This is a genomic window from Arthrobacter sp. Bi83, assembly GCF_918698095.1.
Classification (GTDB): domain Bacteria; phylum Actinomycetota; class Actinomycetes; order Actinomycetales; family Micrococcaceae; genus Arthrobacter.
In genome coordinates this window covers 67,900-84,667 of record NZ_CAKKLY010000018.1, presented here as the reverse complement: position 1 = coordinate 84,667, position 16,768 = coordinate 67,900, and the positions used below count along the sequence as shown (strand labels likewise).

The 16,768-nt window shown below is 64.3% G+C and carries 14 protein-coding genes; 4 read left to right on the top strand and 10 right to left on the bottom strand.

Features of this window, described 5'->3' with window-relative positions:
* Window positions 1-199: hypothetical protein (locus LQ144_RS10700; protein WP_230118684.1), on the top strand; the 199-nt coding region annotated here is incomplete at its 5' end.
* Between the two features lie 7 nt (window positions 200-206).
* Here the strand turns inward: LQ144_RS10700 and LQ144_RS10695 are convergent.
* Window positions 207-1,487 (bottom strand): MFS transporter, encoded by a 1,281-nt coding sequence (locus LQ144_RS10695; RefSeq protein WP_230118683.1) that lies wholly within the window; start codon window positions 1,485-1,487, stop codon window positions 207-209.
* Window positions 1,488-1,549: 62 nt separating this feature from the next.
* On the opposite strand from LQ144_RS10695, the gene LQ144_RS10690 reads away from it, so the two are divergent.
* Window positions 1,550-2,059, top strand: coding sequence for a helix-turn-helix domain-containing protein (locus LQ144_RS10690; protein ID WP_230118682.1), 510 nt, complete (start codon window positions 1,550-1,552; stop codon window positions 2,057-2,059).
* Here LQ144_RS10690 and LQ144_RS10685 read toward each other — a convergent pair.
* Window positions 2,056-2,454, bottom strand: a complete 399-nt coding sequence (locus tag LQ144_RS10685) for a hypothetical protein (RefSeq protein WP_230118681.1) — start codon at window positions 2,452-2,454, stop codon at window positions 2,056-2,058. The genes LQ144_RS10690 and LQ144_RS10685 overlap by 4 nt on opposite strands.
* A 48-nt stretch (window positions 2,455-2,502) precedes the next feature.
* A complete protein-coding gene (typA, locus tag LQ144_RS10680) occupies window positions 2,503-4,431 on the bottom strand; it encodes a translational GTPase TypA (RefSeq protein ID WP_230118680.1) in 1,929 nt (642 codons plus the stop codon).
* 272 nt (window positions 4,432-4,703) lie between these two features.
* Here typA and LQ144_RS10675 point away from each other — a divergent pair, with 272 nt between their 5' ends.
* Window positions 4,704-5,552: an SGNH/GDSL hydrolase family protein gene (locus LQ144_RS10675; protein ID WP_230118679.1), complete on the top strand. Its 849-nt coding sequence runs from the start codon at window positions 4,704-4,706 to the stop codon at window positions 5,550-5,552.
* Between the two features lie 112 nt (window positions 5,553-5,664).
* Here LQ144_RS10675 and LQ144_RS10670 read toward each other — a convergent pair whose 3' ends face one another.
* The 5 genes from LQ144_RS10670 to LQ144_RS10650 all read right to left on the bottom strand — a co-directional run bounded on the left by LQ144_RS10670 (window position 5,665) and on the right by LQ144_RS10650 (window position 13,225).
* Entirely contained in the window at window positions 5,665-7,386 is a 1,722-nt protein-coding gene (locus tag LQ144_RS10670) for an ABC transporter ATP-binding protein (RefSeq protein WP_230118678.1), read from the bottom strand.
* Window positions 7,387-7,397: 11 nt separating this feature from the next.
* A complete protein-coding gene (locus LQ144_RS10665; RefSeq protein WP_230118677.1) occupies window positions 7,398-8,390 on the bottom strand; it encodes an ABC transporter permease in 993 nt (330 codons plus the stop codon).
* Window positions 8,380-9,309, bottom strand: a complete 930-nt coding sequence (locus tag LQ144_RS10660; protein WP_230118676.1) for an ABC transporter permease — start codon at window positions 9,307-9,309, stop codon at window positions 8,380-8,382. The genes LQ144_RS10665 and LQ144_RS10660 overlap by 11 nt, the downstream gene beginning before the upstream one ends.
* A 215-nt stretch (window positions 9,310-9,524) precedes the next feature.
* A complete protein-coding gene (locus LQ144_RS10655; protein ID WP_230118675.1) occupies window positions 9,525-11,165 on the bottom strand; it encodes an ABC transporter substrate-binding protein in 1,641 nt (546 codons plus the stop codon).
* A gap of 230 nt (window positions 11,166-11,395) precedes the next feature.
* On the bottom strand, window positions 11,396-13,225 hold the full coding sequence (locus LQ144_RS10650; RefSeq protein WP_230118674.1) for an ABC transporter ATP-binding protein: 1,830 nt from the start codon (window positions 13,223-13,225) through the stop codon (window positions 11,396-11,398).
* Window positions 13,226-13,304: 79 nt separating this feature from the next.
* On the opposite strand from LQ144_RS10650, the gene LQ144_RS10645 reads away from it, so the two are divergent.
* Window positions 13,305-13,934, top strand: coding sequence for a PH domain-containing protein (locus tag LQ144_RS10645; protein WP_230118673.1), 630 nt, complete (start codon window positions 13,305-13,307; stop codon window positions 13,932-13,934).
* 22 nt (window positions 13,935-13,956) lie between these two features.
* Here the strand turns inward: LQ144_RS10645 and LQ144_RS10640 are convergent, their stop codons facing one another.
* Both LQ144_RS10640 and LQ144_RS10635 read right to left on the bottom strand, forming a co-directional pair.
* Window positions 13,957-15,096, bottom strand: a complete 1,140-nt coding sequence (locus LQ144_RS10640; protein ID WP_230118672.1) for an ABC transporter permease — start codon at window positions 15,094-15,096, stop codon at window positions 13,957-13,959.
* The gene (locus tag LQ144_RS10635) at window positions 15,093-16,634 is read right to left on the bottom strand and encodes an ABC transporter permease subunit (RefSeq protein ID WP_230118671.1); all 1,542 of its coding nucleotides are present in this window, start codon (window positions 16,632-16,634) and stop codon (window positions 15,093-15,095) included. Before LQ144_RS10635 ends, LQ144_RS10640 begins: the two co-directional genes overlap by 4 nt.
* Between the last annotated feature and the right edge of the window lie 134 nt (window positions 16,635-16,768).

Here is a 16,768-nt window from a genome sequence, read left to right as displayed (position 1 = left end):
CCCCGGGACCCGGGTGGTGGTGCGCTACAGGGTCGACGGCGGTTATACGGATGCGCTGGGAGACCTCCTGGAGTGCCGGGCAAGTGACTGCACCGTACGTACCCGAAGTGCCGACGTCGTGGTTCCCCTCGACCTCGTGGTGGCGGCAAAAGAGGTGCCGCCCGCACCCGCGCGGCGCAGACCGCAAACACGACACTGACTTCCGGTCAGCCTGCCTCGACCTGACTGGGCAGTTTCCGCATGCCCAGCAACGGCGAGAACAAGACCGGTGCGACCGCCAGGAAGCTTCCCGCCGTGCCGATCCAGATCACCGGCACGAGCCCAAGGTGCTCGCCAAGGAGGCCGGAGGCAAGCGCCGCCAGCGGCATCACTCCCCACACAACGAACCGGATGGACGCGTTCATCCGGCCCAGGAGCCTGGCCGGACACACCCGTTGGCGCATGCTGAGCTGCATGATGTTGTAGACCAGGACAACGAAGCCGAAACCGAACTCGGAAAGGAGCAGCAGCGCCAACGAAATCCCGGGCTGGGCAATCATGGCCGCCACTGGAACGGGTATCAGGAACACCGCGCTGACACTGGCGCAGACCGGTATGACGGTGCCCTCGCCGGCCCACTCGGCCAGGCGCGGGGCAGCGATGGCGCCCAGCAGTCCACCGACCGCGCCGGCCGCCATGATGAGACCCATGCCCTGCGGCCCAAGTCCGAGATTCCGGAGAATGAGCACCGGGAGCATGGTGAAAATCAACATGCCGCAGAAGTTCATCGCGCCGGTGCAGACGGCAATCCGGCTGATCAGCGGATGCCGGATCACGAACGAGAGTCCTTCTTTGATCTCGACACTCAGCGGCCGCCTGTCGGCTGCCGGCGCGGCCACCTCGCGGTCACGCGTGCGGGCGAGGAACACTGCGGAGAGCAGGTAGCCGGCGGCCTCCCCTATGAACAGCACCGGCGCAGTGACCACCGTCAGCAGGAGGCCTCCCGCTGCGGGTCCTCCGATTCTGGCTATCTGGGCCGTCGCTTCAAGTTTGGAGTTGGCCTGGCCGACGTTGCCGGGAGAAACGAGAACAGGCACGTAGCTCTGGTACGACACATCAAAGAACACCGTGGCCGTGCCCACTATCGCGGCGACGACGTACAGGTGCCAGACTTCCAGCAGGCCGCCCCACCACAGCAGCGGCACCGCCGCCATGGCGGCGGTCCTGACGATGTTGGCGGCGATCATGGTTCGCCTCTTCAGCCAGCGGTCTACCCACGCGCCGGCTGGCAGCCCCACGACCAGGAACGCTGCCAGGCCGGCAGCATTCAGCACGCCGACCTCGAATGCCGTGGCCTGCAGCATGGCCACGGCAAGCACCGGGAACGCCAACTGTCCCAGCTGGGCACCAAGCTGGCTCATGGTTTGGCCGGTCCAGAAAGTGGTGAAGTTACGGTCCAGCAACAGGGATCTGGTTGCTTCACCTGCAGCAGTGGATTCGGCGGTCACCGCATCAGTTTCCAGTGGTGATTGATATATGTCAATCACTTATTGCTGGCTAGACTTGCGCTATGACACCCGCGCCGGAGAGCGATGAAGCGGACCTGGTGGCGAAGGGCCGCGCGCTCAGCTCCCCGCTCAGGCTTCGGATTCTACGGCTGTGCCTGCACCAGGCCCGCACCAACAAGGAAATCGCAGAACTGCTGGGCATCAATCCCGCTTCCAGCCTTCATCATGTGCGCACGCTGGTGCGGACCGGTTTCCTGCTGGCGGAGGAGCGCCGGAAGGGTCGGCGGGGGGCAGCTGAGGTGCCCTACATCGCAAGCCGCAAGTCCTGGAGCACTCCGGTGGACAACGTCTCCCCCATCCTCATCGAGACGTTCCTGCAGGAAACCCGGGACCTTCCGCCGGAGGACATTGAGGTCTGGCGCCTGGGAGTGAAGTTCAACGATGCCCGGCGCGAGGAAATGCTGGGCAAGCTCCGCGCGGTGCTGGACGAGTACATGGCACTCCCTGCAGACGCCGACGGCCAGGCCACCTCTTTGATGATCGCCCACCACCGGGACCCCACAGCGGACTAGGCTGGCGCTCCGGTTGCCGGGCCCGGCGCGTTTGCGGCCGGAAGCCGGCGGCGGTACCGCCGGCACCATGCCAGCATCAGCACCGTGACAACGGCGATCCCGTAAACCCAAAAGTTCCCGGCGAGGTCCCCGGCAATGAGGCGCTTTCCGGGCTCCATGGCCGACCACCACCCTGCCAGGACATAGCAGAGAACTCCGCAGGCCGCCGTCGGGATAAGCGACCGGAACGCCGCACCCAGGAACAGTTGAAGCGAGCCCAGGAGCGCCAGGGCAGCCAGCGCGCCGAGCGGCAGCGCGACGTCGGCCGCCACCAGCAGTAGCTGGCGGTGCAGTGCCGTGCCGGCAACGGCAGCAAAAAGAGCTGCCGGCACGGCGGCGGCAACGCCGCCTGCCATGCCGGCAGCTCTATTGTTCACGAGGGTGATGACCGGAACGTGCCTGGATCAGACCTTCGCGCGGGCGCGGTTGGCCTTGGCGCGCTCGTTGGTGTCAAGGATGAGCTTGCGGATGCGGATGGACTCCGGGGTCACCTCAACGCACTCGTCCTCGCGCGCGAATTCGAGGGACTCTTCGAGGGTCAGATCGCGGGGCGGCGTCAGGTTCTCGAAGGTGTCAGAGGAAGCGGCACGCATGTTGGTGAGCTTCTTTTCCTTGGTGATGTTCACGTCCATGTCGTCGGCGCGGGAGTTCTCGCCAACGATCATGCCCTCGTAAACCTCGGACGTGGGCTTGACGAAGAAGGAGCCACGTTCCTGCAGGTTGATCATGGCGAACGGCGTCACAACACCGGCGCGGTCGGCGATCATCGAACCGTTGGTGCGGTACTCGATCGGACCGGCCCACGGCTCGTAGCCTTCGGAGATGGAGGCCGCGATGCCGGCGCCGCGGGTGTCCGTGAGGAACTTGGTGCGGAAACCGATCAGGCCACGGGCCGGAACGATGAATTCCATCCGGCACCAGCCGGTGCCGTGGTTGGCCATGTTGGTCATGCGGCCCTTGCGGGCAGCCATGAGCTGGGTGACGGCGCCGAGGTACTCTTCGGGCACGTCGATGGTCATGTGCTCCATCGGCTCGTGGACCTTGCCGTCGATGGTCCTGGTGACCACCTGCGGCTTGCCGACGGTCAGTTCGAAGCCTTCGCGGCGCATCTGCTCAACCAGGATGGCAAGGGCGAGCTCGCCACGGCCCTGGACTTCCCAAGCGTCGGGACGCTCGGTGGGCAGAACCTTGATGGAGACGTTACCGATCAGTTCCTTGTCCAGGCGGTCCTTCACCTGGCGGGCAGTGACCTTGGCGCCCTTGACCTTTCCGGCCAGCGGCGAGGTGTTGATACCGATGGTCATGGAGATCGCGGGATCATCCACGGTGATCAGCGGCAGCGGCTGGGGGTTCTCGGCGTCGGTCAGGGTCTCACCGATGGTGATCTCTTCGATGCCGGCGACGGCGACGATCTCGCCCGGTCCTGCGGACTCGGCCGGAACGCGGTCCAGTGCCTTGGTGGCCAGGAGTTCGGTGATCTTGACGTTCTTGAGCTCACCGTTGGCGCGTGCCCAGGCGACGGTCTGGCCCTTGCGCAGGGTGCCGTTGTAGATGCGGAGCAGCGCGAGGCGGCCAAGGAACGGGGAAGCGTCCAGGTTGGTCACGTGGGCCTGCAGCACGCCGTTCGGGTTATACGTGGGTGCCGGGATGTGCTCAATGATGGTCTTGAACAGGGGCTCAAGGTCCTCGTTCTCGGGCGCTGAGCCGTCGGCCGGCTGCTCGAGGGAGGCGCGGCCTACCTTGGCGGCTGCGTAAACCACGGGAACTTCGAGGATCTTGTCCAGGTCGAGGTCCGGAACCTCGTCCGCGAGGTCGGAGGCCAGGCCCAGGAGCAGGTCCATGGACTCGTGGACAACTTCTTCGATCCGCGCGTCGGGGCGGTCGGTCTTGTTGACCAGCAGGATGACCGGCAGGTGCGCGGCCAGGGCCTTGCGCAGTACGAAGCGGGTCTGGGGCAGCGGGCCCTCGGAAGCATCAACGAGGAGCACCACGCCGTCCACCATGGACAGGCCGCGCTCAACCTCGCCGCCGAAGTCAGCGTGGCCCGGGGTGTCGATCACGTTGATGGTGATGGTCTCACCCTTGGAGGACGGTCCGTTGTAGGCCACGGTGGTGTTCTTGGCCAGGATGGTGATGCCTTTTTCGCGCTCAAGGTCACCGGAGTCCATGACGCGGTCTTCGAGGTGGTTGTGCTCGGCAAAGGAGTTGGTCTGCTTGAGCATGGCGTCGACCAGGGTGGTCTTGCCGTGGTCAACGTGGGCCACGATCGCGACGTTGCGCAGGTCACTGCGCGATGCAGTGGCTACCGCAGTGTTGGTGGTGGTTTCAGACATGCGTTATTGCTCGATTCAGTGGTGAAGTCAGCTGTTGTATCGCGACATTTCCAACTGGAACGCACGACGGATCAGTCCCTTTAACACAGGGCACCTACAGCTAGTCTAAACGCTCTGCCATTTATTGGCCTAAAATCCGAAAGCGCGCCCTCCCCCGGCCCGTTACCAAATCGTGAGTCCGCACGCACGTCACGTGAGCAATCTCACTGGCTTTTCCCGAACTGATCCATCACTATTGCTTGGAACACTACGACCAGGCCAGGAGTCCACGGATGCTGCAAGCCTCAACGCGGGCCGTCCTGATCGCCCCGATCATCGCCGCCGGCGTGTTTTTGGCCGGCTGCGGGACGGCGTCCCCGCCAGCGCCGGGCACGGGCAACCCGGCCACGCCCCGCCCCGCTGCCCTGGCACCGGCCGCAGGGCCCGGCGAGGCCGTTGCCGCAGGCTCGCCCGTGGGAAGGGACCTCATCGCGGCGGACCCGGCAGGCCTTCCGGCCGGATCCCTCTTCCGGAACCCCGCGAACGGACGGGACGAAGTGATCATCGACAATATCGACCGAACGGCCCTGCTGATCGGCGATTCGCAGTCCGAACCGGAGGCAAGCTGGCCGCGCCGGGCCTTGACCGGGCTGGGTTACGAGGTCTTCTTCTGCGGCAAGGGCGGCACCGGCTTCGTTGCCTCCAACGGCACCACGGGAAACTACGTCGACGCCCTGCAGCGGGGCGACTGGCACCTGCCCTATGGCTTTCCTCCGCTCGTGGTCATTGAAGGCGGCGGCAACGACGCCAAGCAGGGCGCCGCTGACCGGGAGATCGTCGCGAATGCGGAGAGCCTGATCACCACACTCAAGCAGCGGTATCCGGGAGCAAAACTCGCCATGGTCGGCACGCTGGCCAAAGGTGCCGGCAACGGCGGCGGGAGGCGCACCGAAGTGGACGCGTTGCTGGGGAAAGTGGCGGCTGCCCATCGCATTCCGTTCGTCGGTGTCGGTGATTGGCTGACCCGCTACGGCCTGGAGGCCTCGCTTGCGGACAAGGTCCACATGAACGACGACGGCCACCGCGCCTTGGGGACGCTGCTGGGCAGCCGGCTCGCGGCCCTCGGGCTCGGCCCCGGCTAGGAGCGGAGAATCCTGGCGCGGAGAAGCCCATGCGGACGACAAAGGAGCCGGTGCGCACCTTCGGGTGGGCACCGGCTCCTTTAATGCGCATACTCTTGCTGCGGGACGGCGCCTAGGCCGTGGCCACCTCGGGAGGAAGCATAAGGTGGGCGCCGGGAATCGCGTTGAGCAAGGCCTTGGTGTAGTCCTGCCGCGGCGAATCGAATACATCATCCGTTGACCCGGTCTCCACCAGTTTGCCCTTCTCCATGACACACACGTGGTCGGCTATCTGCCGGACCACCGCCAGGTCGTGGGTGATGAACAGGTAGGTAAGGCCGAGGTTGGACTGCAGGTCCGCGAGCAGGTTCAGCACCTGCGCCTGGACCAGCACGTCGAGTGCGGAAACAGCCTCGTCGCAGATGATCACCTCCGGGTCCAGCGCAAGTGCGCGTGCGATGGCCACGCGCTGGCGCTGGCCGCCGGAGAGTTCATTCGGGTAGCGCTGCATGGCGGACTGGGGAAGCGCCACCTGGTCCAGCAGTTCGCGCACCTTCTTCTCGCGGCTGGCCTTGTTCCCCACTTTGTGGGTGCGCAGCGGCTCCTCGATGGTCCGGAAGATGTTGTACATCGGGTCCAGCGAGCCGTACGGGTCCTGGAAAATCGGCTGCACCCTGCGGCGGAAAGCGAACAGCTGCCTGCTGTTGAGCGTGGAAGTGTCAACGCCGTCGAAGACGATTTTCCCCGACGTAGGCGCCAGCAGGTTCAGCACCATCTGCGCCACCGTCGACTTGCCGGAGCCCGACTCCCCCACGATGGCTGTCGTCGTGCCGCGCTTGACGCTGAACGAGACGTTGTCCACCGCGGTGAAATCTGTCGACCTTCCGAGTGCGCCGCGGAGCTTGAAGACCTTGGTCAGGTCTTCAACCTTCAGGACGTCCTCGGGCAGCGCTTCCTCCACGACAACGGGTTCCGTCGGCGCCAGCAGGTCCGTGGATTCGACTCCCTGTTCCTTCGCCACCTGGATACGGCGGGAAGCCAGGGAGGGGGCGGACGAGACGAGCCGCTGCGTGTAGGGATGCCGGGGGTTTCGCAGCAGTTCCAGGGACGGGCCAGCTTCAACCACCTGGCCGCGGTACATGACCACCACTTTGTCTGCCCGTTCGGCCGCGAGGCCCAGGTCGTGGGTGATCAGCAGCACGGCAGTGCCGAGCTCGGTGGTCATCGTGTCGAGGTGATCCAGGATCTGCCGCTGAACGGTGACGTCCAGGGCCGACGTCGGCTCGTCGGCAATCAGCAGCCGGGGCTGGCATGAGAGGCCAATGGCGATCAGCGCACGCTGCCGCATGCCGCCGGAGAATTCGTGCGGATACTGCTTGGCGCGCCGCGCCGCATCCGGCAATCCTGCCTGGGAAAGCACCTCGGCAACATCGTCGGGGCCGCTGGGCAGCCCGTTCGCCTTGAGCGTCTCGCGGACCTGGAACCCGATCTTCCACACCGGGTTGAGGTTGGACATCGGATCCTGCGGCACCATGCCAATGTGGCTGCCGCGGAGTTCGATCATCCGCTTTTCGCTGGCGTTCGAAATGTCCTCGCCGTCGAAAAGGATCTGGCCGCCGGCCACCCGGCCGTTGGTGGGAAGAAGGCCGATCGCGGCCAGCGCCGTCGTGGATTTTCCCGAACCTGATTCGCCCACGATGGCGACCGTTTCGCCGGGCATGATGGTCAGGTGCGCATTACGCACGGCATTGACGTCGCCGTGGCTGGTGCGGAAGTTGATTGCCAGGTCTTTGATTTCAAGAAGCGGACGCTCGAGGTCGGACCCTTGTTCCCAAAACTGGACAGCGGAGCTCATGGCGTCTCCTTTCATCGCTTGCGCGCTTTCGGATCGAGGGCATCACGCAGGGCGTCGCCCAGCATGATGAAACTCAGGACGGTGATGGACAGCGCAATGGCCGGGTAGATCAGGGGCATCGGGTTGGATCTCAGGGAGGCCTGCGCCGACTGGATGTCGTTGCCCCAGGACATCACGCTGGGCGGCAGCCCGATTCCCAGAAACGACAGCGTCGATTCGGCAACAATGAAGGTGCCGAGGGATATGGTGGCCACGACGATGATCGGCGCCAACGAGTTAGGCATGACGTGGCGCATGAGCGAGCCGAACTTTGAGACGCCCAGGGAGCGCGCGGCCGTCACGAAGTCCGCGTTGCGGACCTCTATCACGGCGCCGCGGGTAATGCGGGCGATCTGCGGCCAGCCGAAGGTGACCAGGATCAACACGAGCGTCCAGGCCGTGCGGTTGGCACGGAACACAGGCAGCTGCATCATCACGATGGCGCCGAGGATCAGCGGCAACGCGAAGAAGATGTCGTTGATGCGGGCCAGGATGGCATCCACCCAGCCGCCGTAGTATCCGGCGAGGGCTCCCGTGATGCCGCCGATCATGAGGACGCCAAGGGTGGTGAAGAGGCCCACAGTCACCGAGGAACGCGTGCCGAAGATGACGCGCGCGTACACGTCGCAGCCCAGCTGGGTGAAGCCCAGCGGGTGTCCGGTCGCCGGTCCGGCGTCGGAGTTGGCCAGCTGGCACGCTTCTGAGGCCGGGTCGATGCCGGAAAAGAGCCAGGGGAAGAGTGACACGGCGACGACGACGAGGATCAGGAATGCGGAGATCAGGAAGAGCGGCTGCCTGCGCAGGTTCTTCCAGGCCTCTCCCCAAAGGCTCAGCGGGGCCTGGTCTTCCTGGACCTTGTCGGTTGCTTGCAGCGGTGTCTCGGAAAAGTCGGCAACGAAGTGTTCGACGTGCCGCCTCGCCGGCGCCGCAGTGCGCAGGTCTGGGGTCATGTTCTCAGGCGTCATAGCGGATCCTTGGGTCAAGCCAGGCGTACAGCAGGTCTACAAGCAGGTTGGATACGACATAGATCAGCACCAGCACGGTGACGATCGAGACGACCGTGGGGCCTTCACCCTGTGTGACGGCGCGGTAGAGCCGGTTGCCGACACCCGGCACGTTGAAGATGCCCTCGGTGACGATGGCTCCGCCCATCAGGGCGCCCAGGTCCGCGCCGAGGAAGGTGATGACCGGGATCAGCGAGTTACGGAGGATGTGCACGCGGACCACGCGGAAACGGGACAGGCCCTTGGCAGTGGCGGTGCGTACGTAGTCGGCGTTCATGTTTTCGATGACGCTGGTCCGGGTGAGGCGCAGGACATAGGCGAAGGAGCCCAGCCCGAGGACGATCGCCGGCAGGATTAGATCCTGGACCGTGGCGGCCGAACTGACGGTCGGTTTGGCCCAGCCGAGCTGGACGCCGATGGTGAACTGCAGCAGGAAGCCGAGCACGAAGATCGGGATGCCGATCACGATCAGGGATGCGATCAGGACGGTCGCGTCGAAGAACTTGCCCTTGCGGAGTCCCGCGATCAGGCCGAAGATGATGCCGAAGACGGCTTCGAAGATCAGCGCCATGACGGCCAGCCGGGCCGTCACCGGGAAGACCTCGCCCAGCACTGCGGCGATCGGTCGTCCGGAGAAGTCCTGGCCCAGGTCGAAGGTGAAGATCCCCTTGAGGTACAGCAGGTATTGGATCCAGAACGGCTGGTCAAGGTGGTACTGCGCGCGGAGCTGGGCAGCCACGGCCTCATTGACGGGCTTGTCGCCGAACAGTGCCACGATGGGGTCGCCAGGCAGGCTGAAGACCAGGAAATACACCAGCAGCGTGGCGCCCAAGAATACCGGAATCAGCTGCAGGAAACGCTTGAGGATGTAAGTCGCCATCAGCGAAGGACACCCCCGTCAGCAGGCATCCTGTCCAAGGATGCGGCGGAGTTGTTCATCAAAGAACCTTTTCACTATGGGTGCAGCCGACGCCGGTGCGGTCACGGCGGGCCGGCTGCGAAGTGCACCGGGCGAAGCGGGTGCTGAGAAATTGGGTGGAAGCAAGACAACGGCGGAGGCCCCAATCCAGGCAGCCCCCGCCGTCGTTTTAGTAGTTACTTGCCAGTGATGTTGTAGTAGAGCGGAACACCGTTCCACGCGTAGTCAACATTGGTGACCTGGTCGCTCCAGCCACCCTGGGAGACCTGGTACCACAGCGGGATGGCCGGAAGGTCCTGCAGGAGGATCTCCTGGGCCTTGTTCATCGCCGTGTTGCCCTCGCTGACCGAGGAGGCTTTCAGGCCATCGGAGACGGCCTTGTCGAACGCCGGGTTTGCGTATTCGGCGTCGTTGGAGCCTGCACCGGTCTTGTAGATCGGGCCGAGGAAGTTGTACAGCGACGGGTAGTCCGCCTGCCAGCCGGCGCGGATGGAGCCGGTCAGCGTCTTGGCGGTGGCGTCGTTGCGGGCTTCCTTGAACGTCGCATACGGCTTGCCTTCAACCTTGATGCCGAGGTTGTTCTTCAGCTGGTTGACGACTGCTTCAACCCAGGCCTTGTGGCCGCCCTTGTCGGCGTTGTAGGCAATGGTGAACGTCTTGTTGGCGTCCCACTTCTGGATGGCGTCGGCCTTGGCCCAGAGGTCCTTGGCCTTGGCGGCGTCGAACTTCAGGTTTTCCGAACCCGGGATGCTGTCGCTGTAGCCGTCCAGCACGGGAGCGGTGAAGTCCATGGCCGGCTTGCGCGCACCGTTGAAGATCACCTTGGTGATCTCGTCGCGGTTCATGGCCATGGAGATGGCCTGGCGGCGCAGCTTGCCCGCTTCGCCGCTCCACTCGGGCAGGTATTCCGGGATGGCGATCGTCTGGTTGCCGGCGTACGGCTTCTCGATGGTCCGCTCGCCCAGGTCGGACTTGAAGTTCTTGAGCGCGCTCGTGGGGATCGTCTGCAGCACGTCGAGGTTGTTGGACAGCAGGTCCTGGTACGCGGCGTCGTCGTTCTGGAAGATCTTGAAGGTCACGCCGGCGTTCTTGGCCTTGCGGGGACCGTTGTAGTCCGGATTCGGCACAAGCTGGATCTGCACGTTGTGCTGCCAGCCGCCGTCGGCCATCTTGTACGGGCCGTTGCCGACGGGCTTTTCGCCGTAACCCTTCGGGTCCTTCAGTGCGGCGGACGGAACCGGCACGAATGCGGAGTAACCGAGGCGCAGCGGCCAGTCGGATTCCGGCTGCTTCAGCTCAACGGTGAACGTCTGGTCGTCAACGACCTTCAGGCCGGACATAGTGTCTACCTTGGAGCCCTCTGCGCTGGCTTCGTCGTAGCCCTTGATGCTTTCAAAGAACGCACCGCTGAGCTGCGCGTTCTTCGCGGCGGCGCCGAAGTTCCAGGAATCCACGAAGGTCTTGGCGGTGATGACCTCGCCGTTGGTGAACTTCTGGTCCTTCTTGATCTTGATCGTGTAGTGCTGGGCGTCTTTGCCCTCGATCGACTCGGCGAGTTCGTTGACCGATTTGCCGCTGGGGTCATAGCTGACAAGACCTGCGAACATCATGTCGATGACCTTGCCGCCGCCAACTTCATTGGTGTCGGCCGGCATGAGCGGGCGCTGGGGTTCGGATCCATCGGCAAGAATGACCTTGCTCGAGTTTCCGGCTGCGTTGGAGCTGCCGGAGTTGGATCCGCCGCCGCCGCATCCGGTCAGGGCAAGTGCGGCGATAGCCATCATGCCCAGTGCTTTGGAAGTGCGCGAAAAACGCATTCCGCCTCCTATGTGTTGTGGGAGAGATTCAGGGGATATCTTTTGCATCCCCGCAGTCCAGGCACAGACGTATTGTGTGACGTGGGCTACATGAGGAAGAAGCCTAACCGCAAGTAGTCCAAATAGTGGTACGCCGTTGCCAAACCGTGACCGGGTTCTATCGCTTTAGCGCAGAGACCGCAAGTCACAAGTTACCGTCGAGTACTATACTCCACAAAATGTGGCGCAGGTTACTCCGCCGCCGTGGCGAGCAGCTGCGCCCTCAGCTCGCGCCGTTCGCGCTGCCTTTCCGGATCCGGCAGCGGTACGGCCGCCAGCAGCCTCTGCGTGTAGGGCTCCTGGGGGCTCCTGAGGATCTGGTCGCGCGTCCCCTGCTCCACGATGCGACCGCGCTGCATGACGCAGATCCTGTCCGCCAGGACGTCCACCACGGCAAGGTCATGCGTGACGAAGAGGCAGGCGAAGCCGAGCTCGCGCTGCAGGTTCTGGAAAAGCTCCAGGACCTTCGCCTGCACGGACACGTCCAGTGCCGACGTTGGCTCATCTGCCACCATGAGCTTGGGTTTCAGCGAGAGGGCGCGGGCAATACCCACGCGCTGTTTCTGCCCGCCGGAGAGCTCATGCGGATACCGGTTGCGGTAGTCGCGGGGAAGCTCAACCTGGTCTAGCAGCGCCTCGATGCGCTTCTGCAGGTCAGGACCCTTCGCCACCCCGGCGAGATACATAGGTTCGCCGATGCTTTCCCCGATGGGCAGGCGCGGGTTCAGGGACGAAGACGGATCCTGAAAGACCATCCCGATGTGGCGCCGCACCTGGTGCAGTTGCTTGCCGTTTTTCTTGGCCGCGGAAATATCCTGGCCCACCACGTGCATCTTGCCGGCGGCCACAGGCAGCAGCCCCACGGCTGCGCGCCCAATGGTGGTTTTTCCGGACCCTGACTCCCCAACGAGCCCCACGACCTGGCCGGGGTAGATGGTCAGGTTGGCACCCTCCACCGCCCGGAAGGCGGGCACGCGCCCCTGCTTGGGGTACTCGATGGCGACGTCCGTCAGTTCGAGGACCGGTTCGCCGGAGGCCCTGGCCGCCTCGGCAGCGGCCAGGGCCGCGGCATTCTCACGCTCCCGGCGGGCCAGCTCCTCGCGGTCCACCGATTCAAGTTCGGCGTGCGTGGCGGCAGCCAGCGCGGCCGTCACGTCCACCTCCCCCTCTGAACCGGCGCCGCCCTGTCCGAGGTGGGGCACGGCGGCAAGCAGCGCCTGCGTGTAGGGGTGCTGAGGGTTGTGGAAGATCTGGTCGGCGGTGCCGGTCTCGACGATCAGCCCGCGGCGCATCACTGCGATCCGGTCGGCGAGGTCAGCGACGACGCCCATGTCGTGGGTGATTAGGACGATTGCACTATCGAGCTTGTTCCGCAGGTTCCTCATCAGGTCAAGGATTTCGGCCTGGACTGTCACGTCGAGGGCCGTCGTGGGTTCGTCCGCAATCAGCAGTTTGGGATCGCAGGAGAGCGACTGGGCGATCATGGCGCGTTGCCTTTGCCCGCCTGAGAGCTGGTGGGGGTATGACTTGAACGCCTTCTCGGGATCCGGGAGTTCCACGAGGTCCAGCATGCGCAGCGCGCGTTCCCGGGCCTCCCCGGGTGACACTTCGTTGTGCAGGCGCACAGTTTCGACAATTTGGGCGCCCACCGTGTAGACCGGGTTCAGGGCGGTCATGGGCTCCTGGAAAATGACGGCCACGTCCTTGCCGCGGACACTGCGAATGTTGGAGGCGTCGCCGCCGAGCAACTCCTTACCCGAGAGCTTGACACTGCCGGAGACCCGGCTGTTGCTGGGAAGCAGGCCCAGCAACGCCATGGAACTGGCACTCTTTCCCGAACCTGATTCACCGACGATCGCCAGGACCTCGCCGGCCCGGACTTCGTAGTTAAGTCCGACGGCGGCCGGAACCCACTTCTTGTCCACGCCGAAGTCGACGCTCAGGTCGCGCACCTCAAGGACGACAGCACCTATATTCTCGGGGCCGGTGAGGGCAGGGCCGTGGCTGATGTAGTCAGACATGTTGGGGTTTTCCTTCCACCCGGGCCAGCGGAGCAGCTGAAATTAGTGCTGCGGCTCGGAATCCTGAATTATTGGGGGCATGAGCACTGCGCCGCACGCCGAAAATGCTGTGATCTTCAAAGCCCGCACCAACAAATGGTTCGCCGGGCTTGCCTGGCTTGTGGCCGGCGTCGGGCTCGTCGGCACAGCAGTGACGGGCGGGGCCGGGTCGATGCTCGGCACCGGCCCGCTGCTCCTTATCGCCTATCTTGGCTGGCTGTTGTTTTGGCGGCCGTCCGTGGTGGTCCACGACGCCGGCGTCCGGCTCGAGAACCCCTTCCGGTCCGTCATGGTGCCCTGGGCTGCCCTCGTCCATGTGGATACGAGGTACGCCCTGACCCTGGTCACACCGTCCAGAAGCTACGGTGCCTGGGCAGCGCCCGCTCCCGGCATCTGGGGCGGACGCAACGCCCGCCCGGAAGACCTCCACGGCCTGCCGGGGACCACCTACGGCCCCGGGAATTCCGTCCGGCCAGGTGACCTGAAAAGCACCGACTCCGGGCAGGCGGCACAGCTGGTCCGCACCCGCTGGCAGCAGCTGGTCGAATCCGGGGCCATTGACGCCGGAAACGCTGCGGCCACCCCGGTGTTGATAACCGTCCGCTGGCTGGAGGTGGGCGGCACCGTGCTGCTCCTTGCGTTCAGCATCTGGGGCGTTGCCCTGCTGTAGCCCTGGGCGCTGCGGTAGCACGTCAGGCTCCCCGGTGTTCGCCGGCCGCGTTCCCGCCCACGGTTCCGCCGTCAATGGCCGTCACCGGCGTTTTCTCCGCTGCTGGAGAGCCGCCTGCGGCCCGCGCCTTCTTGGCATTGAACTTCTTCTGGCGCGGATCAAACGCGTCCCGCAGTCCGTCGCCGATGAAGTTGATGCTGAGGCAAATGAGGACGATGAAGAGGCCCGGGAACCAGAACAGCCACGGCCGGGTCGCAAAGGCTTCCTGGTTCTGCGAAATGAGCAGGCCGAGGGAGGTGTCAGGAGACTTGACGCCGACGCCCAGGTAGCTCAGTGCGGTCTCGGTCAGAATCGCCGCGGACATCGTCAGCGTGACGTTGACGATCAGCACTCCCACGGCGTTGGGCAGGATGTGCTTGAAGATGATCCTGGCGTTGCTCGCTCCCGATATCCGCGCGGCGTCAACAAATTCACGCTCCCGCAGGGAGAGGAATTCACCGCGCATGAGCCTTGCTAGCCCCACCCAGCTGATCAGCCCGAGGAAAATGCCGAGTGCCAGGACGCCGTTGGAGCTGGCGAAGGTGGCAAACCAGCTGCCCTCATCCCGCCGGCCCGCGAACTGGGCCATGACCGCCGCGAGGAGCAGTGCAGGGACGATGATGATGACGTCCGTGAGGCGCATGAGGATGGCTTCCATCCAGCCCCTGAAGTAGCCGGACAGGGCGCCGACGACCACGCCGATGAGCCCGGCAATAAGACCGATGACCAGCATGATGGTGATGGACTGCTGGGCCCCGCGCATTGTCATGGCGAACAGGTCGCGGCCGATCCGGTCCTGTCCGAAAGGATGTTCACCCCAGGCCAGAGGCCAAAGCGAAGCTGTTGGCGCACCGTCGTTGACCAGCGGCGAAACGTCCTCGTGGCCGTAGCGCCACCATCCGGGGATCCCCGCATACCCCACGGCGGTGAAGGCCATGATGAAAATGATGGCAAAGACGATGAGGCCCACGATCGCCCCGGAATGGCCGAGGAACCGCTTGCGGACGATCTGTCCCTGGCTTAGTCCTTTGGCCTCGATAACGGGCTCGATGCCGGCAGCCGCCTGCTGTTTCAGGCTGGCCTGCTCCGCCACGATTTCGTCCTGCTGACTCGGCTGGCTCATGCTTTTACCCTTACTCGTGGATCCAGTGCGGAGTAGGCAAGGTCCGCGATGAGGTTGAACACCATGGCCGTGATGGCGACGCAGATAAAGACGCCCATGACCGGGTTGGGGTCAACGTGCAGAATGCCATCGAGGAACAGGAAACCCATGCCGCGGACGGAGAACACCGTCTCCGTGATCACGGCACCGCCGATGAGCCCGCCAATGTCGAAGGCAACGATCGTGGCGACCGGGATGAGGGCGTTCCGGAACGCGTGGCGCATCACCACGGTCCGTTCAGAAACGCCTTTGGCCCGGGCCGTTCGAATGTAGTCCATGTTCATGATTTCGAGCATGGAGGCTCGGGTGAACCTGGTGTAGCCGGCCAGCGAGATGAGGATGAGCGCCGTGGTGGGCAGGATCAGGTGGGTGAATGAATCGAGCCCAAGTACCCAGAAATCCCCCTCGATGTTCGGGGTGCCGGCACCGATGGTGGCGATGGGGCGTCCCCGCACCCTCCCGTTGTTGAAGTACGCCGGCCACGCCTGCATGAACCGGTCCAGCAGGACGAGAAATCCCAGGAGGACGGACGTAATGGCTGCGGCGCGCATGGATTGGCCGCGGTCATAGCCGCCCACCAAGTAGCCGATCGCCATGCCGACAAGAACGGTGGCGACGGCGAGCAGCACAATCATGAGGAAGGTCGCCTGATTGAGCAGCGGCTGGATGAGGAAGTACGCAACCACGCCCACGCAGACGGCGATGAGTGCGGACTGCAACGCCTTCCGGTTCCTGAGCCCTGCCGTCAACAGGGTCACCGCAAAGGCGAGTCCGACGCCGGCAATGGCGATGACCACAGGCCCGAGCCCTGGAGTCTTAAACCATTGGGTGACCGAGAAGTAGATGAGCACTGCCGTCACGACGGCGAATACGATCCCGCCCGTCAATACCCGCCGCTTCGTGTCCCCACCTGCAACCACCATGGCCACCAGGCCGAACACCACGCCGATGCCTATGGCCAGCGGAAGCGGTATCTGCGGATTCCTGAGGAAGTCGTTGAAGCCGATGGCGCCGAATTCCTTAAGCAGTACGGCGACCCAGAAAATGGGGAGGGAAAAGAACAGGAAGGCCATGAAAGTCACGCCGTAGTCCAACGTGCTGTACTGCCGCAATGCCGTGATGATGCCGAGCGTAATGCCCACGAGGATCGCCAGGACGGCGGCGCCGGTAACCAGCGTGAGTGTCTGCACGAGGGCATGCCCCAACGCATCGGTTATGGGCTGTCCAGCGATGTTCTTGCCGAGATCGCAGGAGCCGGCGAACGGCACGAGGCACTTGGCGGCGCCGCCGAGCCATTTGAAGTACCGCAGCGGAGCCGGGGTGTCCAGATCCAGGAGTGCGGACCTTGAATCCATCAGCTGCTGTTTATTGGGCTGGCTGCTGGCCCGGAACTCTGCAAGCGGATCACCGGACGCCGCGGTCAGCAGATACACCAGGAAGGATGCACCCAGAAGAATGAGTGCCGCGGTGACTAGCCGCCGGACGATGTAGGTCACCATTTTGATAGAACCTCAGTATTCGGGCCCAGGGATTGCCCGGACCGGTCGCAGGTTTGGCCGTGCCCGCCTGTTGTGTTTCGGCAGCGGCACAGGCGGGAGATGTCGCTGCAAGGCGCCGGGACCATGGTGCTTGA